Source organism: Acinetobacter rongchengensis (assembly GCF_003611475.1).
Lineage (GTDB): Bacteria > Pseudomonadota > Gammaproteobacteria > Pseudomonadales > Moraxellaceae > Acinetobacter > Acinetobacter rongchengensis.
Genome location: NZ_RAXT01000008.1, coordinates 13,944 through 35,626, shown reverse-complemented (window position 1 = coordinate 35,626; position 21,683 = coordinate 13,944). Strand labels below are relative to the sequence as shown.

Annotated in this window: 15 protein-coding genes; 8 read left to right on the top strand and 7 right to left on the bottom strand. The window is 39.2% G+C overall.

Annotation, left to right across the window (positions count from 1 at the left end; all coding sequences use genetic code 11):
* The first annotated feature begins 238 nt into the window (after nt 1-238).
* Both D7V20_RS06280 and D7V20_RS06275 read left to right on the top strand, forming a co-directional pair.
* The gene (locus tag D7V20_RS06280) at nt 239-1,519 is read left to right on the top strand and encodes a 3-deoxy-D-manno-octulosonic acid transferase (protein WP_120383459.1); all 1,281 of its coding nucleotides are present in this window, start codon (nt 239-241) and stop codon (nt 1,517-1,519) included.
* A 282-nt stretch (nt 1,520-1,801) separates the two neighbouring features.
* Nucleotides 1,802-2,515 (top strand): 16S rRNA (uracil(1498)-N(3))-methyltransferase, encoded by a 714-nt coding sequence (locus D7V20_RS06275; RefSeq protein WP_120383458.1) that lies wholly within the window; start codon nt 1,802-1,804, stop codon nt 2,513-2,515.
* Here D7V20_RS06275 and D7V20_RS06270 read toward each other — a convergent pair.
* Complete coding sequence (locus D7V20_RS06270) at nt 2,498-3,469, bottom strand: mechanosensitive ion channel family protein (protein ID WP_120383457.1); 972 nt, start codon at nt 3,467-3,469, stop codon at nt 2,498-2,500. The two genes, D7V20_RS06275 and D7V20_RS06270, sit on opposite strands and share 18 nt — an antisense overlap.
* A gap of 500 nt (nt 3,470-3,969) precedes the next feature.
* Between D7V20_RS06270 and acs the strand changes: the two genes are divergently transcribed.
* Complete coding sequence (acs, locus tag D7V20_RS06265) at nt 3,970-5,913, top strand: acetate--CoA ligase (RefSeq protein ID WP_120383456.1); 1,944 nt, start codon at nt 3,970-3,972, stop codon at nt 5,911-5,913.
* A 90-nt stretch (nt 5,914-6,003) separates the two neighbouring features.
* Here the strand turns inward: acs and D7V20_RS06260 are convergent, their stop codons facing one another.
* The 3 genes from D7V20_RS06260 to msuE all read right to left on the bottom strand — a co-directional run bounded on the left by D7V20_RS06260 (nt 6,004) and on the right by msuE (nt 9,220).
* On the bottom strand, nt 6,004-7,041 hold the full coding sequence (locus D7V20_RS06260; RefSeq protein ID WP_120383455.1) for a S66 family peptidase: 1,038 nt from the start codon (nt 7,039-7,041) through the stop codon (nt 6,004-6,006).
* A 275-nt stretch (nt 7,042-7,316) separates the two neighbouring features.
* Complete coding sequence (gene sfnG, locus D7V20_RS06255) at nt 7,317-8,423, bottom strand: dimethylsulfone monooxygenase SfnG (protein ID WP_120383525.1); 1,107 nt, start codon at nt 8,421-8,423, stop codon at nt 7,317-7,319.
* A gap of 59 nt (nt 8,424-8,482) precedes the next feature.
* The gene (gene msuE / locus D7V20_RS06250) at nt 8,483-9,220 is read right to left on the bottom strand and encodes an FMN reductase (protein ID WP_120383454.1); all 738 of its coding nucleotides are present in this window, start codon (nt 9,218-9,220) and stop codon (nt 8,483-8,485) included.
* A 378-nt stretch (nt 9,221-9,598) separates the two neighbouring features.
* Between msuE and D7V20_RS06245 the strand changes: the two genes are divergently transcribed.
* Nucleotides 9,599-10,252: a response regulator gene (locus D7V20_RS06245; RefSeq protein WP_120383453.1), complete on the top strand. Its 654-nt coding sequence runs from the start codon at nt 9,599-9,601 to the stop codon at nt 10,250-10,252.
* A gap of 81 nt (nt 10,253-10,333) precedes the next feature.
* On the opposite strand, the gene D7V20_RS06240 is transcribed toward D7V20_RS06245, so the two are convergent.
* On the bottom strand, nt 10,334-11,101 hold the full coding sequence (locus tag D7V20_RS06240; protein ID WP_120383452.1) for a hypothetical protein: 768 nt from the start codon (nt 11,099-11,101) through the stop codon (nt 10,334-10,336).
* A gap of 415 nt (nt 11,102-11,516) precedes the next feature.
* On the bottom strand, nt 11,517-15,008 hold the full coding sequence (locus D7V20_RS06235) for a PAS domain-containing hybrid sensor histidine kinase/response regulator (RefSeq protein WP_120383451.1): 3,492 nt from the start codon (nt 15,006-15,008) through the stop codon (nt 11,517-11,519).
* Nucleotides 15,009-15,192: 184 nt separating this feature from the next.
* Here D7V20_RS06235 and D7V20_RS06230 point away from each other — a divergent pair, with 184 nt between their 5' ends.
* The 4 genes from D7V20_RS06230 (at nt 15,193) to D7V20_RS06215 (ending at nt 20,305) form a co-directional block, all read left to right on the top strand.
* Nucleotides 15,193-15,528, top strand: a complete 336-nt coding sequence (locus tag D7V20_RS06230; RefSeq protein WP_120383450.1) for a DUF485 domain-containing protein — start codon at nt 15,193-15,195, stop codon at nt 15,526-15,528.
* Between the two features lies 1 nt (nt 15,529).
* Nucleotides 15,530-17,245 (top strand): cation acetate symporter, encoded by a 1,716-nt coding sequence (locus D7V20_RS06225; RefSeq protein WP_120383449.1) that lies wholly within the window; start codon nt 15,530-15,532, stop codon nt 17,243-17,245.
* Between the two features lie 248 nt (nt 17,246-17,493).
* Nucleotides 17,494-18,174, top strand: a complete 681-nt coding sequence (locus D7V20_RS06220) for an ion channel (RefSeq protein WP_120383448.1) — start codon at nt 17,494-17,496, stop codon at nt 18,172-18,174.
* A 163-nt stretch (nt 18,175-18,337) separates the two neighbouring features.
* Complete coding sequence (locus tag D7V20_RS06215; protein WP_120383447.1) at nt 18,338-20,305, top strand: BCCT family transporter; 1,968 nt, start codon at nt 18,338-18,340, stop codon at nt 20,303-20,305.
* Between the two features lie 361 nt (nt 20,306-20,666).
* On the opposite strand, the gene omp33-36 is transcribed toward D7V20_RS06215, so the two are convergent.
* Entirely contained in the window at nt 20,667-21,563 is an 897-nt protein-coding gene (gene omp33-36 / locus D7V20_RS06210; RefSeq protein ID WP_120383446.1) for a porin Omp33-36, read from the bottom strand.
* Between the last annotated feature and the right edge of the window lie 120 nt (nt 21,564-21,683).

Genomic DNA, 21,683 nt, shown 5'->3' with positions numbered 1-21,683 from the left:
CTGTATTTGTTTAAGAATGAATACAGCTTTATTTTTTGATGGACTGATTTTAAAAGTATTGCGAAGCAATCAGATGAGAACGGCTAGATATCGATATGGGTTGAATTATTAAGAAACAGTGTGGTTGTTTTGAGTACGGCAAAAATCATTCAATATGATTTATTCACAACATTATTCATTAACAACTGAATACAGCTCTGTTATATTTGCCGATTGAATTCATTTTGGGGCATTTTGTTTGGCTACTCCTTTTTGGTATAACGCAGCGCTTGCAATCGTCAAACCTTTGTATAAATGGCGGATAAAAAAACGTGCGCAGAATATGCAGCAATATCAACAAGAATGCCTAGAACGCTTTGGCCCATTTCAAACACCTAAGAATATACAAACCATTTGGTTCCATTGTGTTTCTTTTGGTGAAACCAATGCAGCACAGCCGCTGATTGAGCATTATTTAAAATTAGGTCATCGTGTTCTCGTTACCAATACCACCAAGACTGGGCAAGCACGTTCCAAATCCCTCTTTCTCAAAGCACCTTATGAGGCATTGTTTCAAGCGGTCTATTTACCTGCGGATCAGCATGATTTAATTGCAGATTTTTATCAAAAATATCAACCTAAGTTGTTGATATTGGTTGAAACTGAGCTTTGGCCAAATTTAATAGATCAAGCCAAAAAACTCAATGTGCCATGTCTTTTGGTCAATGCACGTCTTTCAGAGAAATCAGCCAAAGGTTATGCAAAAGTACCAAGTTTGACACGTCCAATGTTGCAAAATTTAGATCGGTTATTGGCACAAGATTTAGCGACGCAACAACGTTTTATCGACCTTGGGATTGAAGGTAATCGTACAGAAGTGGTGGGTAGTATTAAGTTTGATATTGCTGCACCTGAGCAATTTATTCAAACTGCTGAACAGTTAAAACAAGCTTGGCATTTAAGTTCACGTAAAATTATCACCATTGCCAGTACTCATTCTCCAGAAGAAGAAAAGTTATTAACTAGCTTAAAGCCTTATTTAGATCAGCATCCAGATAGGCTCTGTATTGTTGTCCCTCGTCACCCTGAACGCTTTGATGAAGTATTTCATGTTGCACAAAGTTTGAATTTAAATACTCAAAGACGTAGTTTAAACCAATCGATTCAATCAGATACTCAAGTTTATTTGGCAGATAGTATGGGGGAAATGTGGCTTTGGTATGCGCTTAGCCAAGCCTGTTTTGTCGGTGGTTCATTAAATGAACCGGGTGGCGGGCATAATATTTTAGAACCGATGGTTTTAGATGTGCCAACCATTATTGGCCCAAATTATTTTAATTTCCAAGTCATTGTTGATGAGTTTTTACAAGCGGATGCTGTAAAGGTTGGATCAACCGCAGATGAGGTTGCTGAGTTATTGGTGCGTTGTTTGCAAGATGCAACTTTTGCACAGCAGTTGAGTCAGCATGCAATTGAAGTTTTGAATCGCAATAAGGGTTCTGTGCAGAAGCATATCGCTGTGATTGATGGGTATTTATAATTTCGTATGTGATTTTATAAGATTAAATATAAAGCAATGATAAATTTAATTGATTAACACAGCCACAATTTATATTGAAGTGTTTTAAGTTATTTGTGTAGGCAATGTCTTACTTTTCAGAGATGAAAAGTAACAAAAATCCTTTGTTGGACAAAGGGGATATCCTTATCGTCCTTGTCCAACGGCGACATCCATGTCGCCTAACGCGATAGCACGTTCATCAAAATTTCTAACTTCATTCGCCTATTTATTGTACATAAAACAGGAATATAAAATTTTCTTATGAATATTGTCTTGCTCGATTCACGTCAAACCTTATCCGAAATTTGGACGATTAGTGCCAAAAGACCAATCGAGCATTTAAAAACCCATGTTGATATTCAAGTGGGCGATACACTTAGAGTCGGTATTCGTGATGGAAAACGTTATCTCACCGAAATTATTAGCATTACAGAAAACTCTATCCAAATCAAACCGATTCAAGAAGAGCTTGTTCCTAAAAAGCTACCTGTAACCTTAGTGGTGGCATTGCCTCGCCCCAAGGTTTTACGTCGTTTAGTGATGGATGCTATAACTTTGGGTGTGGATAAGTTAATTCTTATCCACAGTTATCGAGTCGATAAAAGTTATTGGCAAACGCCTTTTTTGCAACAGCTTGATCATTATGTCACTTTAGGTTTAGAGCAGGCAGGCGATACAATCGCGCCTAAAATTGAGCTGTATAAACGCTTTAAACCGTTTACCGAAGACATTCTTCCAGCTTTAATTACAGCACAATCGCCAGCTTATGTAGCGCACCCTTATGTTGAACAAAAAATGCCTTCTGCGATTGATCATCCGTGTACGATTATGATTGGACCAGAAGGCGGCTTTATTCCTTATGAGGTTGATTTACTTATTAAAAACGGCTGCCAAGCTGTGAGCTTAGGCAACCGTATTATTCGTACTGAAACCGTGATTCCTTATGTGCTTGGACGGTTATTTAGCGCGGGCTGATTCTTCTTCAGCACTTTCACCACGATAAATTTTAACTTCTTGTACAGGATAAGGAATTGACACATTATTTTCAGCAAATGAATGCACAACCATCTCTTGAATTTTGCTGATTGACGCAGACGTTGAAGTTTCAGTGGTATTGACCCACCATTGCACTTTTAAATTCACTGAGAAATCGGCTAAAGCAGTGACATTCACGCTAAAACCCGGTTGGCTGAGAATGCTACTATCTTTATCGAGTAGTTCTAAAATAATATTTTTCGCTTTTTGCACATCATCTTCATAGCCTATGCCGACGATAAACTCACAACGACGACGTTGATAAGCAGTATTGACAGTCACTGCGCTGGTATAAACCGTTGCATTTGGAATCACTATACGACGGCCATCAGGTGAGCGTAGGAATGTTGCTCGAATTTGAATGTCTTCAACCGTGCCTTCCATATTATTGACAATGATGTCATCGCCAATTTTGAAGGGTTCGCCTAGAAGAATCAGCACACCTGAAAGCATATTTTGGAAAATATCTTTGAATGCAAAACCGATAGCGACGGAGCCAATCCCTAAAGCACTCATCAACTGACCTGGCGTAAAACCAGGGATCGCGATAACCATTGCAATCAGAAAACCAAAAAAGATAATAAAACTACTGCCGACACGGTTTAACACCAAAACCAAATTTTGACGAGTATATGAGCGGTTTTCTAATGTTTTACGGATAAAGAATTTAAATACTTTAGACAATAACCAAAAGATCAGCAATACAACCAGAGCAATGCAGAAATAAGGAACACGTTCCCAAAACCCATCCATAATTTTGTCGATGGTGGTATAAGCATCGTTATATTTTGCAGTATGTTCAATGACTGTTTTGGCAGTTTTCTCACCTGCAGTATGGAGCAACTGAGTCGTATCTTGAGCGACTTCACTTAGTTTATTTGCTTCTTCAGCCACAGCAATATCCAATGAAATGATTTGCGTATTTTGCCTGAAATTTTAAAGAAGTTAAGCTTTGTTTACAGATTTTCTTAGTCTAGATATAAAATGATAAAACTCGCCTATCTAATCTCCAGTAGGATCTAGATAAGATGGATAAATCAAAATAAAAAAATTATAAATAGAGGGACTTACAAGAATATTGGCAATTCTTAAGTTTGTGTGGTGCGCTAAGCCAGTTTGAAGCATTCAGTAAGAAAATGTTTTTTTCTGAAAAAAGTCATAGGCACTTTCTTGTAGTCATTATAAGATCAAAAAAACGGCATAAATATTGAAAAATCGGATGTTTTTGCAAATGACTCAATAGATTATGACAGCAAAAGTGAACTTTGCGTCTACGACCAAAGCACAATTGTGATACAAAATGCGCTATCGTAATACTGCGTACATGCAAGTAATAAAATCAATAACGTAGGCATATATCTCGTGATGAGATAGCAAATCAAGGAAGTAGAACTATGAATGAAATTTATCCAGTTCCTGAACAATTTGTAAAAACAGCAAGGACCAATGAACAAGAGTACTTTGAGCGTTACCAACAGTCAGTCGATGATCCAGATGCGTTTTGGGCGGAAGCTGCACAAAAGTTGGAGTGGATTAAACCATTCACTCAAGTCAAAAATACAAACTATGACAAAGACAACTTTAAAATAGAATGGTTCGCAGATGGTGAGCTCAATGTCAGTGCCAACTGTTTAGATCGTCATTTAAAAGAACATCCACTCAAACCTGCAATTATTTGGGAAGGTGATCATCCATCACGACACAAGATCATTTCATTTGAAGAATTACATGATGAAGTTTGCCGTTTTGCCAATGTTTTGAAAAAGAATGGAATTGGAAAAGGTGATCGCGTTATTTTGTATATGCCAATGATTCCAGAAGCAGCAATCGCAATGTTGGCATGTACACGTATAGGCGCTGTGCATTGTGTGGTTTTTGGGGGATTTTCACCAGATTCTTTGGCAAGCAGAATAGATGACAGCCAAGCGAAGTTGGTGATTACTGCGGATCAGGGGATGCGTGGTGGAAAAACCATTCCACTCAAAGAAAATGTGGATGCGGCTTTGGCACTTGATGGAACCTCTTCTGTTGAGAAAATGATTGTAGTACACCGTACAGGGTATCCAATTACGATGAAAGATGGTCGTGATTTGTGGTACCACATGGAAATCATGACGGTGACTGACATTTGTCCACCTGAAGCGATGAATGCGGAAGATCCATTATTCATTCTCTATACATCAGGCTCTACAGGTAAGCCAAAAGGGGTTTTACATACCACAGGCGGTTATTTGACTTATGTCAATACAACATTCCGAGAAGTATTTGATATTAAACAAAATGATGTGTTCTGGTGTACGGCAGATGTCGGTTGGATCACAGGACATTCCTATGTTCTGTATGGGCCATTATCAAATGGTACAACAACGGTGATGTCTGAAGGTATTCCGCAGTATCCAACATGGGCACGTACAGGGCATATTGTTGATAAACATAATGTGACTATTCTCTATACTGCACCAACAGCAATTCGCGCGATGATGCGAGAAGGTGATGCTTTTGTGCGAGAAAGTGACCGCAGTAGTTTGCGTTTATTGGGTTCAGTGGGTGAGCCGATTAACCCTGAAGCGTGGAATTGGTACTATACCGTGGTGGGTGAAAGTCGTTGTCCAATTGTAGATACATGGTGGCAAACGGAAACTGGCGGTATTCTTATTTCCCCATTGCCAGGTGCAACACCTTTGAAACCGGGTTCGGCAACCCGTCCATTCTTTGGTATTCAGCCTGCTTTAGTCGATGCTGATGGTAAAGAGTTGGACGGTGTTGCAGAAGGAAATCTAATTATTAAAGATTCTTGGCCGGGGCAAATGCGTACCATTTGGGGAGATCCTGAGCGGTTTATTGAAGCTTATTTTTCGACTTATCCGGGAACGTATTTTACAGGTGATGGTGCACGACGAGATAAAGATGGATATTACTGGATTACAGGACGTGTAGATGATGTTCTGAATGTTTCAGGGCACCGTTTAGGTACGGCTGAGATTGAAAGTGCTTTGGTCGCCCATGAGAAAGTTGCTGAATCTGCTGTGGTCGGTATGCCGCATGAGATTAAAGGACAAGGTATCGCTGCTTATGTCACTTTACAAGCGGGTGAGGCTGAAACTGAAGAGTTGCGTAAGGAATTAGTCGCTTGGGTGCGTAAAGTACTCGGTCCTGTTGCTACACCTGATGCAATCTATTGGGCACCTGCTTTACCGAAAACCCGTTCAGGGAAAATCATGCGTCGTATTTTAAGAAAGATTGCGGCAGCTGAATTGGACAGCTTAGGCGATACGTCTACATTGGCAGATCCAAGTGTGGTAGATCAACTGATTGCTGAAGTTAAAGCAAATAGCTAAGCCAATGCATTGAATGATCGAGTTAAAACCCAATCAAATTTGATTGGGTTTTGCATAAGTGAAAAACAGTTGGTTTTTTGTGCATAAAGTTTATAAATATTGCGAAATCGTACTGCCATTTTCATTAAAGAAAACATGTGCAAGAGCGCCATTCACTAAGGATAATTGTGGAGCAACATGGCCGATATCCACATCATACAAAATAGGTATAGCGAGATCACTTAACACTGAATGAATAGCATCAAAAGCGTTTTGTTGAGTCGAATGAGCAACTTGTTGTTCCATATTTCTGCCTATAAGTAGGCCAGAAATGTGATTAAACCAGCCATGCATTTTCAGACTGAGTAGGGCTCTGGTAAGTTCACAAGGTTTTAATTCTGAACTTTCAAAATACAGAATGACGCCATCTTTTGCATGCTGTTGATAAAATTGGGGAAGATTGGCAAATTGGGTTCCAGCCAGTCTTGAAATCGTTTCTAAACATCCACCAATTAAACGACCTTTAAAATCTATAGCAGTGCTTTTACCATCTAGACGTTTCCATTGTGTAGGTTCTGTGAGATTCAAACCTGCTTTTGGATTAGCGATCCAATCACTGTGATCTTTTTGATAAAACGATGAAGATTGTTGGGTGATCACCATTTCTCTATCGCTGGTTAGGACTTCCCATATTTTCTGCGTCATTGGATCTAGTAGTTCAGCAGCAAGTTCCATTAAGTTTGGCCCATGTAAAGTCGCCCAACCTGAAAGGGTTGTTATGGGGACATGTAAAGTACTGAGGTCAGAAAATCCTGAAAACCATTTTGGTTCAAGTTTGGCGAGTTCAGCAAAGTTAATGAGTGTTAGTAATTCCATGGCCAATTCACCACCCCATGGTGGCAAAATGGCTTTGATCTCTGGATTGGTCAGAAAGTTTTTTAATTCTTCTGCACGTAATATTTTATCGGCACTTTTATTTTTATATACCGTACGCAAGCAATGTCCTTCGATAACTCGGAAGCCTCTTGCTTCAAGCATTTTGATGACAAGATCTAAACGAGGGTGTAATGAGGGTGGAACACCCGTGGATGGTGCTGTGATCGCAATTAAATCACCTGCAACTAACTTGGAAGGGAAACGTATATGCATATTTTCTTTTCAACCTTTTTCATTTTAATGTTTTCAAGCAGTTCTTCATCAAGAACGATTAGAAAGGATTGATCGAGTAGCTCCGAGTAATCAATACAATAAAAATTAGAAAGTTAAGCGCTCTATTCTAAGTTTAAGATAAACCAAAGAAAGATGTAAAAACCAGCAGTTTAATTATGTTGAAATCTTCAAAAAAAAAATCCCTCAAGCCGAGTCTAGAGGGAAAGTTCCAAAGCATTTTAATTATTTATTGTTGTTTTGGTTGATGTCATAGATTAAGCAGATTTAGCGGTTATTGGGTTCTGCTGAGCCGCTTCTAATTCACGGACCAAAGGCAATACTTTTTCACCAAAATATTCAACTTCTTCAATAAAATGTAAAAAACCTGAAAGGATTAAATCTACACCGACATTTTTTAATTCAACAATACGTTCAGCGATTTGTAAGGGAGTGCCAATCAAATTGGTTTTAAAGCCATCGTTATATTGCACCAAGTCTTCAAATGTCGATTTTGCCCAGTTGCCTTCACCTTCTTTAGATGCGGCGCCTGCTTCACGTGTTGCATCACCAAAAGCATTGACCGCTTCTACATTTGCACCATCAATAATGGCTTGTAACACCTGTTGGGCTTCTTGTTCTGTATCACGGGCGATAATGAATGCATTGACACCAATTTTTACAGTATGACCATTGGCTGTGGCTTTCTCACGGATGTCATCGATCTGTTTTTTGAGTTCATCAGGCGTATTGCCATTGGTGAAGTACCAGTCCGAAACACGAGAGGCCATATCTCGTGCGGCACGAGAGCTACCACCCTGAAATATCTCAATATGTGGTTTTTGAATAGGTTTTGGTTTTAAGGTGTAATCTTTAAATTGATAATATTTTCCATCAAAGCTGTAATTGTCTGTTGTCCAAATCCCTTTTAAGGTGCGAATAAATTCTTCTGAACGGACATATCGTTCATCGTGCTCAGGCCACGGCTCACCAATGGCATCAAATTCACCACGAAACCAACCACTGACCACGTTAATTGCAACTCGACCCTGAGTTAAATAGTCAATCGTCGCCAATTGCTTCGCAGCCAGTGCAGGTTTCCACGGACCAGGCAGGATTGCAGCGATGACTTTTAATTTTTCAGTCTTTGCCAAAAGTGCATGACTAAAACTCACCGATTCATGCTGATTTTCAGCACCATAACCCGCTGTAAAACGGATTTGAGTGAGTGCATATTCAAAACCATTATTTTCGGCAGTTTGTGCTAAACGCATATTATAGTCATAGCTCCAATCTGTACGTTGTTCGACATGACTCACGACTAAACCACCGCTGACATTGGGAACCCAATATGCAAATTTAATTGCTTCATCGTTTTCTGTTATTTGATATTGCGACATACTCAAATCCTCTATTTTTATTCTGAATTTATGACCAGTTGCCACTAGGCAACCTGAGACTGTGGCGTTTTGACTTTGCCATGTAAGCGACTTTCAGCAGCATCTAAGCTAGGTACCGCTGCAGAAGGAAGGACTTCATCTTGTTCAATCTGTTTGTTAATACCTAAGTTTTGATTGGCTTGTTCAGTTTTGGCTTTTACAACTTCAGCACGAAGTCCTTTAGCAGGTGCCCATTCTAAAATGGGTAAAGCACGTGCAACAGCTAAAGTAATACGGTCTTGAATATGTTCACTTTTAATGGTGTATTCAGGCGTGAAGTCACGATCGGTTGCATAAACGCCAATCGGTAAAGTCTGTGCTTGGAAGAAGCTAAATAACGGACGCAATTGATGCTCTAGAACCAAGGCATGGCGGTCACTACCACCAGAAGCCGCAAGCAGTACAGGAACATCAACCAAGGCTGTTTGTTCAACAAAGTCAAAGAAATGCTTAAATAGTCCTGTAAATGAAGCACGATACACAGGTGTGCCTACGATGAGGGCATCTGCCGCCTCAACTGCAGCTAAATCGTCTTGCACACGTTGTGGAAGTTGATTGCGGTAAATTGCTCCTCCCAAAAGCTGTCCAATTTCACTGAATTTAATAAAATGCACATGGATTGGCGTGGCTTGACCAAGCTCATCAATAATCGCTTGAACCAGACTTTCTGTTTTGGATGGATGATTTAAACCGCCTGAAACAGCAACGATATTCAATGGTTTTTGTTGTGTGAAAATAGACATATTGGCAACCTAATCAAGTTAATCTCGGAATACCATTTATTAATCTACATTCAAGGATATGCTGTAAAATAAGCAAAAACAGATTGGTTATCAGTTTTTTATATAAATCAAAATGAGATGAAATAATGGGGATATAAATGTTTTAAGTATTTGAAGCTAAAATATATTATTAAATTAAATAAGTAATTCATTTTTATATCTTTATTTTATATTAAAAAATGATATTTAAATCTTAAATTGAATAAAAAACTTAAAAAGTTTATGGAATTTTAATTAAAGCAAACAAAATATTCTAAAAATCGTTAATATTAACGTATCCTAAATAGCAATAGTGCGGTTAGAATGAAAGAACTGTGCTAGAGATCTCTCGCTTCGCTTATGAATATTTTAATCGTTGATGATCATCCACTGTTTCGCCATGCATTAATTCAGGCGGTTCGTTATAGTTTGCCACAGGCTCAAATTAGTGAAACTGCGGCTGTAAATGAATTTTATGAACGCTTGGAAAATGGTCCAGAACCAGACCTCGTCTTATTGGATTTAAATCTGCCAGGTGCATCAGGTTTTTCTGCATTGGTACATGTTCGTGCGCAATATCCTTCGCTGCCCATTATTGTGGTTTCAGCGCATGAAGATGCGTCGATTATTCAGCGTGCGATTGCACATGGTGCAATGGGCTATATCCCTAAATCAGCACATCCAAGTCATATTGGTGAAGCGATTCGTCAAGTTTTAGATGGTGATATTTGGTTACCACCGAATTTGCCGACTGCCAATATGAATTTTGATCCACGTGCTGCGGATGAAACGGCTTTGGCAGAACGTATTCAATCACTGACACCACAACAATTCCGTGTATTGATGATGGTTGCAGAAGGTTTGCTCAATAAACAGATTGCATACGAGTTAGAAGTTTCCGAAGCGACCATCAAAGCACATGTGACGGCAATTTTCCGTAAACTTGGCGTACAAAATCGTACTCAAGCGGTATTGGCGATCAATGCCTTAAATATTGAAGAAAAGAAAGTTTAATTTTTAAATCTAAAAATTCAGTGACATAAAAGACCGCCATCAAAATGGCGGTCTTTTTTTCTAGTACGCTTTTATTGAGTGTTAAGCCAAACAATCTTGTTTAGACACAAGATCAGGGCAACCCAATGGGTTTAATGCACATTTTAAGTCATCAATTTGGTCTTGGGTGACATAACCTTTTGATTTTAAATAATCTGCAACACGGTCATCACGCAAACTTAAAAAAGCTGCATCATATACGCCTAAATCTACAAATAAAGCTGCAGTTTCTAAGCTGTTGAAACGATCTAGGAACACATCATTGCCATACATCAAAAAGATATGATCATAGTCTGCTTGCGGATTTACTCCTAAACGATGTGCCAAGGTTGTTGGTGATGTTTTAATGAAGAGTAAGTCAGATAGTTCATCAAACTGTGTCATGTCTAGTGTGTCTTGACCAGATTTTACTTTACCTAACCATGCTTTAAACACCAGTACAGCCCCACCACGCAGCAACATACTCCACATTTGATGACGGACTTCGTTGTTTAAGCAATCACACTCATCTTCTAAGCGTTGTACAAATTTTTCTTCTTGTTGTGCTAACTTGTCAAAAAGCCCTAAACCTTGTGGATGAAATGCAGCTGGTGCAAAGACATCAAATTTTAATTCATCAAACACTTGCAGTGCCAAAGGAACAGCACTTTGATAAATGGTATTTAAAGCTTGTAGTTGAGCATCTTGTAATTTGGTTTGTTTGAAAATATCTTGCCAATCGATCATAGGGAGCATTGCATTTGCACCATATTGGCGATGGAATTGTTGAGTTTGATGAATGCCATGTGGAACAGATTCTGAAATATTCATGATTTAAATCCTATTAAAAATTGATGACGCATCAACATTGCATCCCTGCACATCAAAGCGTGGTTTTATGTTGTTTCAATTCTTGAATTATTTAAGATGCAATATGAATACGACTAAAGTTGTATGCGTGGTAAAATAGATATTTTTATTTATATAAATCAATTAATTGTAAATTTGTAACCAAGTATACAAGTGTATAGTTACTATTTTGATCTTCTTTGCCATAGAAAACCGACTTTTGAAATTTTTAGTCAATCATTTTCTTAAATTCAGAGTGCTTTTTGAATACTTTTGCATAGTGTAGGAAAAAAATTGCTATTTCACTTAAAAAAAACCTCCATAAAAAGTTTTTATAGAGGTTGTAAATGTTTCAAAACATTATATAAATTTGTATCTGCTAAAAATTTACTCGGATTTACTTAGAAATTTTTAAACCTGATAACCAAGCACGTAATGATGCAGGTTTAAGTGGTTTTTTCAGCAGAACAATATTGAGCTCTTTTACACGTTGCGGCAATTCAGGATCTGAGTCAGCAGTAATCAGTGCCATAGGTACATTTTCCTGACGATGATTGATCATAAAGTCTAAACCTGCTTTTCCATCATTTAAGTGCTGATCAACCAGCCACACTTGAATATTTTCTTGCTGAATAATTTCAAAGGCTTGCTCAGGTTCAGTGGCTTTAAAGACCTGATAGCCCCATTTCGTGAGCAGTGTTGCCATGCCTTCTAAAATGGTTTCATCATTGTCCAAACACAAAATTTTATAAGCTTTGGTTTTGAGCGGTACAGCTTGTACAGGTGTACTTACGATTTTAGGTGCTTCAACGATAGGCACTTCAATCATGAAGCAGGAACCTTTACCCAGTTCAGAATAAACATGAACAGGATAATCCAATAAGCTGGTCATGCGTTGAACAATCGCCAAGCCAAGCCCCAAACCTTGTTCACCCCAAGGCGAGGTATGCCCACAACGTTCAAACTCTTGAAACAGTTTAATCCGTTGCTCTTCGGCAATTCCTGGTCCAGTATCCCACACGCCTATACGGATGTGGTCTGGACGAGTTGCATGACGCAAAACTCCGACAATAACGCGACCACGTGCAGTATAGCGTAAGGCATTGCTAACAAAGTTTTGAATAATACGACGAATCCATTGTGGATCTGTATCGATCCAAAATTGAGCATCATGCACATGCAATTGGATATCTCGTTGTGCTGCAATTGATTTAAATTGTAATTCCAAATCACTCAATAAGTCGTGTAAAGGATACGCTTGGCGCTTTGGTTGGATTGAACCGCCTTCTAAACGCGCAATATCCAATAGTGCAGAAAGCATACTCTCTGCACCATATAGTGCACGATCAAGTTGTTGTAGTGTTTTACGATCTTCATCTGATTGAACACTTTGTTCCAAGGCTGTACTGAATAAACGTGCAGCATGCATAGGCTGTAATAAATCGTGACTTGCCGCAGCAATAAAGCGGCTTTTCGACATATTGGCTTTGTCTGCCTGTTCACGTGCCAGTTGCTGTTCAGTCAAGGCATTAGCAAGCTGTTGAGTACGATCCGACACTCGTGCTTCAAGGATGGCTTCATTTTCACGGAATGCCGTAATATCTGCAAAAGTCGTAACAAAACCACCACCTTCAATGGGGTTGCCGCGCATTTGAATCACTCGACCGTCTTTACGAATACGCTCAAACTCGTGCGCGCTACCCACTTTCATCCAGTGAATCCGTTTACGCACATGTTCTTCAACAGAACCTGGACCACATTCACCACGTTCAGCGTTATAACGAATTAAGTCTGCGATTGGACAACCGACATAAACTAAGTCTTTAGGATAATCAAAAAGTTTTAGATATTGATTATTCCATGCAACCAAACACATATTTTCATCAACCACGCTGACCCCCTGAGTCATGTGGTCAATCATGGTCATAATCAGGTTTTGGTTAAAACGTTGCCATTGTGACGCTTGGTCGAGAATATTAGCGACTTGTCCTAAAGCCAAACCGTTATTGACCATTGCCGTGGTGAGTAAGGTCCGTGCAGAGGCTGCACCAATAGTTCCAGCCAAATATTGTTCTGTAAATCGCCACCACATGCCATTGGCACTGCTATTTTCATTCATCACCACATTGTTCATGGTGCAAAATTGTCGAAATGCATGGGTGGTTGGCCCTTCACCTGTAATGCGTTTTGCCAGTGCAATCAGATCGCCTACTTTGAGTTTGGCTACATCATGGTGTAAATAATTAATATCTGTCGATGTACTTTGTGCAGGTAAAGGCTTTGTTTCATAGTAGAAGAAACTTTCAGCTTGGATTTGTTCCGCGATACTTGGTCGGTAAATCCGAGAAACCCAAATATAAAGCATGATATTTAAACCTAATGCCCATATCACGCCATGAGTGAGTGGTGCAAAAGATTCAAAACCTAATAAGGCTTCGGGTCTGAGCCATTCAATTCCAAGTGGGCCATACATCAAAAATTCATGGGAGAATTGACCATATTCGAGAGGTAAACTGCGTAAAATAGTGGGCAGTAACAGCGTGTAGGTCCAAACAATATAACCGACCACTAAACCTGCATAGACCCCCTGACGACTACCACCACGCCAATATAAACCTCCTATTAAGGCAGGTGAAAATTGTGCAACAGCACTAAATGCTAACAAACCAAAAGTCGATAACTGGTCGATATCATTAAAGAAATGGAAGAATAAAAAGCCCAGTAACATGACGGCTAAGATACACACTCGACGTGTAAATTTCAGCACCTGAGGTAAACGTTTATCGTGCCGAGATAACAGTCTAAATTTCCATAGAGCAGGCATGATCAAGTCATTACTGAGCATGATCGATAACGCAACTGATGAAACCAGTAACATCCCTGTTGAAGCTGAAAAACCGCCAAGAAAGGCGAGAAGGGACAGCCAATTTTGGTTATAACTGATCGGTAATGATAAAACTGCAACATCTGGAATGGTTAAATATTTGGGTGCAGCATGCAAAGCCCAACTGGCAATGGGAATAATGGCGATAATGGTTAAAATCAAATAGGCTGCAAACCAACGTCGTGCGCCACGAATATGTTTTTCATCGCGTAACTCAACCACTGCGACATGGAACTGTCGTGGTAAACAAATAATGGCAAGTGCGGCCAAAAGTGTTTGAATCCAAAAAGTATCAGGTACACCGAACAATTGAACTTCATGGAATGTTTTTTGTACATCGTGTGAAATTTGAATAATATTTTTAGGATGATCAAAAATAAAGAAAAATGCGACACAGAGTAAGGCAAATAATTTCACAAAAGATTCAAATGCCACAGCGAGCATCAAACCGCCATGTTGCTCAGTATTGGCAATTTGTCGTGTGCCAAAGATCATCGCTAAAATGGCGAGAACAGCAGTTAATGCCAGCACACCATTGGTTGTGGTCGATAGTACTTGAGTGTTGTGATCAAGCATGACCGTTGCACTCAGTGCAATGGCACGGAGTTGCAAGGCAAGATAGGGAATGATGGCAACAACAGCAAGGATGGTCACTAAAGAGGCTAGTGTTCCGCTTTTACCATAGCGAGCAGCAACAAAGTCGGCAATTGATGAAATTGCATGATGCTGACGCACTCGTCCTAAACGTCGCCAAATATCATAGCCAAGCCAAACGAATAATAAGGGGCCTAAATAAATCGGAAGAAAAATAATTCCTTCACGGACTGCGGCACCAGTTGCTCCATAAAATGTCCAAGATGAGCAATAAACCCCTAATGTTAGACTAAAGAGAAGCATTCTTCCGCGTGTACCTAATCGACTTGCATGCTTTTCCCCAAAGAAGGCGCAAACGAAGAGAATTAAGATGTAAAGGGCCAAAACCCCTATAATTAACCAACTATTCATAAGAACGAGCGTATAAAGATCTGGCTCTATCATAACGCATCAAGTAACTGACTCATTCATTTTGATCAAAATTTAACGACCAAAGTCTAAGTTACGAGAACCCTACAACATTGTTACTTTTAGCCTTGTAAAAAATGATTAAAAAAGCAACCAGCGTTCTGGTCGCTTATCAAGGAGAATGGTTATGGATGAGAGACAGGTAGATGCGATTCTACGCAATCCAAAATTCAAAGAAATGGTTGCTAAGAAAAGTAAATTAAGCTGGACACTAACTGCAATAATGTTGTTTGTTTATGTTGGATTTATGCTTTTAGTTGGCTATAACAAAGAATTTTTATTAACAACAGTTTCTGCAGGTGGTGTGACCACTTGGGGGATTCCTTTAGGTTTAGGGATTATTGTTCTTTCTTTCGTGTTATGTGGTGTGTATTCATACATAGCTAACAATACATTGGATCAATTGACAGAAGATGCAATGGCAGAAGTCGAAGCGATCGCACATGAAAAAGGACTGCACTAAGATGAAATGGAACTCTTTAAAAACTAAAGCAGCTCTAGCGTCTACTGCGCTGCTATCTACACTTGCTCAAGCAGGGCCAGATTTAGGTGCGGCAGAGCAACAAGCAACCAACTGGCATGCGATTATCATGTTTGCCATCTTTGTTGGTTTAACATTATTTATCACCAAGTGGGCAGCAAAACAAACCACGAGTACTCAGGACTTTTATACTGCTGGTGGTGGTATTTCAGGTTTCCAAAATGGTTTAGCGATTGCGGGTGACTATATGTCAGCAGCATCGTTCCTCGGTATTTCTGCAATGGTGTTTAGCTCAGGCTTCGATGGCTTGCTTTATTCACTTGGTTTCATGGTTGGTTGGCCAATCGTATTATTCTTGGTTGCTGAACGTTTACGTAACTTAGGTAAATATAACTTATCAGACGTGGTTTCATTCCGCTTGGAAGAAAAACCAGTACGTACACTTGCAGCAATCAGTTCACTGGTTGTGGTTGCTTTCTATCTGATTGCACAGATGGTTGGTGCAGGTCAGTTAATCAAATTATTATTTGGTTTGAACTATAACATCGCCGTTGTGATTGTCGGCCTTCTAATGATGGCTTACGTTATGTTTGGTGGTATGTTAGCGACCACTTGGGTACAGATCATCAAAGCAGTGATGTTGCTTTCAGGTGCGACATTCATGGCGTTCATGGTGATGCATTCAGTTGGCTATAGCTTCTCTGAAATGTTCAAGCAGTCTATTGATGTTTTTGCCAAAGTACATGAGATTAGCGTTGAAGAAGCAAGTCATATCATGGGCCCAGGTAAATTAGCTGCCAATCCATTAGATGCATTATCTTTAGGTCTTGCGTTGATGTTCGGTACAGCAGGTTTACCACATATTCTTATGCGTTTCTTCACAGTAAAAGATGCGAAAGAAGCACGTAAATCAGTGGTTGTTGCAACAGGTTTCATCGGTTACTTCTACTTATTAACCTTCATTATTGGTTTCGGTGCGATCCTTTTCGTATCAAACAACCCACAATTTATCGATGTTGCTAAAATGGCAGTGACTGGCAAGTTAGAACTTGTTGGTGGTAATAACATGGCTGCAGTTCACTTGTCTGATGCTGTTGGCGGTGATTTGTTCATGGGCTTCATTTCTGCAGTTGCATTCGCGACAATTCTTGCGGTTGTTGCAGGTTTGACATTGTCAGGTGCTTCAGCAATTTCGCATGACTTGTATGCAAACGTATTTAAGAAAGGTCAAACGACGCCTGAATCTGAATTACGTATGTCTAAGATTGCAACTTTAGGTTTAGCTATTTTTGCAATGATCTTGGGTATCTTGTTCGAAAAGCAAAACGTTGCATTCATGGTTGGTTTAGCGTTCTCTGTTGCTGCATGTGCAAACTTCCCAGTCCTTGTACTTTCAATGTTCTGGAAAGGTTTAACGACTCGTGGTGCAGTGATTGGTGGTCTAGTTGGTCTATTAACAGCAGTCACTTTAATTATCTTATCAAAAGCCGTTTGGGTAGATACATTAAAAATCTCTGATACACCAGTTAACCCGTTCAATGGTCCTGCGATCTTCGCTATGCCACTTGCATTCCTTTGCTGCTGGTTCTTCTCTGTGACTGATAAATCAGCACGTGCTGAAGCTGAGCGCAAAGCATTTGATGCACAATATGTTCGTTCACAAACAGGTATTGGTATCTCTGGTGCTTCAGATCACTAATTGAAATATCACAATATCAACCCCTAAAAGCACCTCTTCGGAGGTGTTTTTTTATGCATGTAGGTTAGTCATAAGTGTTGAATGGAAAGGCGTTGAGAAATTTATTCGGGTATTTATTATAGATGCTCGTGTATGAGCATCGACTAAGTTATTCATTATTTTGATCACCAACCATATTTAAAATGATTCATGTCGCTTGCCAAATGTGTTAGCTTCTTAAACGATAAAAACAAACAGAATCTAGAAATATGCGTTCAGTGATCGAATTTTGGAAAGGCTTTAAATTACTACCCTCAGCATGGCTACTGCTGGTGCAATTGTTTATCTTAATCTTATCTGTCTATATCAACGACAGTATAAGCTATCAAATTTTCACATGGTTATTGGGGGTCTTGGCCTTATTAATTATTGCCAAAGTGATTCGCCAAACCCCAACATATACGGTGTTAGGTTTAACCTTTGTGACAGGTGCTTTTTTATTATCTTTTTTAATGTTAATTGGATTTCATTCAATTACGTTACAGGTCTTTACGCACTGCTTTGAAGCGGCAGCTTATTTTTGTGCAGCTTATGGTTTGATCCGTTATATGTTTGCAGATCGTTATCTAACCAAAGATGAGCTGTTTGCTGCGGGTGCCGTTTTTACATTAATTTCATGGGGATTTGCTTTTCTATACAGCATTTGCCAATTACTTGTTCCGCAAAGCTTCCAAAATCCCAATCATGTTGCTGATTATCAAACATGGTTAGATCTTCTATTCCTAAGTTTCAGTTTGCAATCTGCAACAGGGTTGTCAGATTTAATGCCTGTTGCACCTGCGGCACGAGTGATTGCGATGCTACAAATGTTTTGTGGTGTAATGTATTTTGCGTTGATTGTCTCGCGACTAGTCGCATTGCAATATATAAAAATTCGACCTAAAGAATAGTGTTGCAATCTTGTTACACTTACTAAACTGCTGAAAATTGTCATCTAAATTATAATAGACCCGAACCCAATTGTTGTTCTACAGGGTTCGTCTTTTTTCACTTTTGTGAATGCCTTTTCGACTTTAACAAGTCTGTCCGTTGAATATAAAAACTGGGGGAAATATGCCTTCCAAAAAAACAACTTGGTTTGCGAATGCCAATCCAAATGTTTTCTTAAGTACTGTTGGAATTATTGCACTTTTTCTAGCAATTGTTATTTTTGCGCCGAATGCGTTTGAGCTGATCACTCAGCAAATGAACCAGTGGATTACCACATCATTTAGTTGGTTTTATGTATTATCAGTCGCTGTGTTTCTGATTGTCTTGGTTGTGATCGCTTTATCTGATATGGGTAAGATCAAACTTGGTCCTGATCATAGTCAACCTGAATATAGTAATGCGTCATGGTTTGCGATGCTCTTTACCGCGGGTATGGGAATCGGGTTAATGTTTTTCGGGGTGGCTGAACCCGTTATGCATTATGTAAATCCGCCTACAGGTGATCCACAAACCATTCAATCTGCTCAACAAGCGATGCGGATTACCTTTTTTCACTGGGGGCTGCATGCTTGGGCAATTTATGCCATCGTCGGTTTGACTTTGGCTTATTTTACGTTTCGTTATCACTTACCACTCAAAGTTCGTTCGGGCTTATACCCAATTATTGGTCAACGCATTTATGGCCCTATTGGCGATGCTGTTGATACCTTTGCCACGATTGGTACGGTTTTCGGTGTGGCCACGACTTTAGGCTTTGGTGTAACTCAAATTAATTCAGGCTTAAATTATTTATTTGGCTGGGAAAATAGTATTTCTAGTCAAATTTTATTGATTATTTTTGTCAGTATTTTAGCATCGTTATCGGTTTTTCTAGGTTTAGATAAAGGCATTAAACGCCTTTCTGAGCTCAACTTGATATTGGCATTGTTACTATTGGGTTTTGTATTCTTAGCCAGTTCAAGTATTTATATTCTGCAAGCCACCATTCAAAGTGCTGGGCAATATATTTCCAATCTTTTCACAATGACCTTTAATTTATATGCCTATCAATCAAATGGTTGGATTGGTGGTTGGACGATCATGTATTGGGCATGGTGGATTTCTTGGTCACCATTTGTGGGTATGTTTATCGCTCGAGTTTCTAAAGGGCGTACGATTCGTGAGTTTATTGTTGGTGTGTTACTTATTCCTACAGGTTTTACCCTGATTTGGATGGGTTTCATGGGCAATGCCGCATTATTCAGTATCCTTGAACAAGGGCAAGTCGGGCTAATCGACGCAGTACAAAAAGATTCATCAGTTGCATTATTTGAGTTTTTAACTCATTTACCATTTGCAACTATTTCCAGCCTGATTGCGACAGTTTTGGTGATTCTATTTTTTGTCACATCTGCTGACTCTGGTGCTTTGGTTGCAGATTATTTAACCGCTAAAACTGAACACTCACCGATATGGCAACGTTTGTTTTGGACAGCATTAATGGCTGTATTATCCATCATTCTTTTGATGGTCGGTGGTTTGGGCGCACTGCAATCCGCTACGATGATGAGTGCTTTACCATTTACACTGATCATGTTGTTATTGTGTTGGGGATTACTCAAAGCTTTACGCTTAGATGTGACCAAAATGCAGGCTTTGCAAGAAGCAAGGATCACACCGCGAGCTGTGCAAAATCCACGCAGTTGGCAACAGCGTTTAGGCTTGATCATGCATTACCCACATAGTTTGGTCGAAGTGCAGCACTATATTCAACATGATGTGATTCAAGCTTTTGAAAGTGTACGTTTTGAATTTAAACGCCGTAATTTGAATGTCCTCATTAACCCTGTAGAAGATGGTGTTCAATTGAGTGTAGATCACCATGATGAGTTTAATTTTATTTACAAAGTGATTGCCCGAAAAACGGTGGCACCTAGTTTTATGATAAATGAGCAACATCAAGTGAGTGATGATTTTTATCAAGCAGAAGTCTTTTTAAAAGAGGGTGGGCAGAATTACGATGTCATGGAGTGGACACAGGAAGACTTACTACAGGATATTATCGATCAATACGAACGTCATTTATATTTCTTAAATATCGTGAGAAATTAAATTCATTTTATAGAATATTCAATCTTCAAAAGTACAGTATCTCTTCTTTGCTTTTGGTGATTGAATAATTTGAGGCGCTCTATCCATCTGCAAGCGATGCATTCTTTCTAATTAATGATTTCATTTCAGCAGTCAGGTCAAGAAATAAGATTGATTAAATACGGGAATATTTTTTTTAAATATATTTTAAATGTTCATGTATGAAATGTATTTTTTGAGATGAGCATAAAAAAAGCCCCAACTGAATTCAGTTGGGGCTTTTTTATCAATCTATTGTAAATATAAAACTATTGATGATCTCAATCGAGTTTTATAGTGTTCAAAAAGATTGATAACAAATTTTTCTTCAATTTCTAATCGCTTAGAAACGGAATTTAGCATTTACGCCAACAGTTTGCGTATCGCCAGCAAAATCAACAGCTTCGCCTTTATTTGCTTGGTAGTTCGCATTTACATAGCTTGCGCCTACAGCAATTGCAGGTGTGATGAAGTAGTTTACATTTGCACCCCAAGCTGAATCAGGTGTACCTTCGTAGCTAGAAGCAGCATAAGAAGCACCAACGCTTAGTTTAGGATTTAAATACAAATCTGTTTTCAATTGGTATGCAGTAGCATCACCATAGATAATGCCAGATTCAAAACCAACAGCCATGTTTGTACCATCGATACCACCAACGTATTTAGTACGTGCAGTGATCGCATCTTGGTCTTCGCCAATCGTTACAGCTTCAGCAGTTGCTTTAGCAACGCCGTTACCCATAACGTTGAATGCATCAATAGCAGCTTGGTCAGCAGCACTTGTATAACCAACAGCAACTAAGAAGTTGTTTGTTGCTAAAGCACCAACTTCTAATGCATAACGATCGCCTTGATCATCAGAAGCATTGTCGTTCTTGCTGTCAAGGATAGTATGGCTATAAGAAGCACTAGCGTATACAGGTACGTATGGTGTAGGAAGGTAAGCTTCTGCTTTTGCACCGTAGTTATGTGCAATAACGTCGATACCATTTGAACCTAATTCACCGTAGTTATACGCTAAAGATAGGTTAGATGCTTGGTTTAAGAACGCCGCTTCAGCCAATGGACCTTTTGAAGAGTCAACATCTTTGAAGTAGAAAGTACCTTGAAGACCACCAGTAAAGTCTTTGTCATTTACAGTCGTATCGATGTACTCTGATTGACCTTGAACTTCGAATTGGTATGCTTGAGCGCCGGTCATGGCTAATAATAGAGCAGTGGCTAAACCGAGTTTTTTCATAATCTTTTCCAAGAGGATAAATTGGTGAAACACACGGCATTGTATTGTAACAAAATATTAAGTCAATGATGTTTAAGGACATTGAAGACTTGAGAAATACTCAGAAAAATTGTGGTTGAA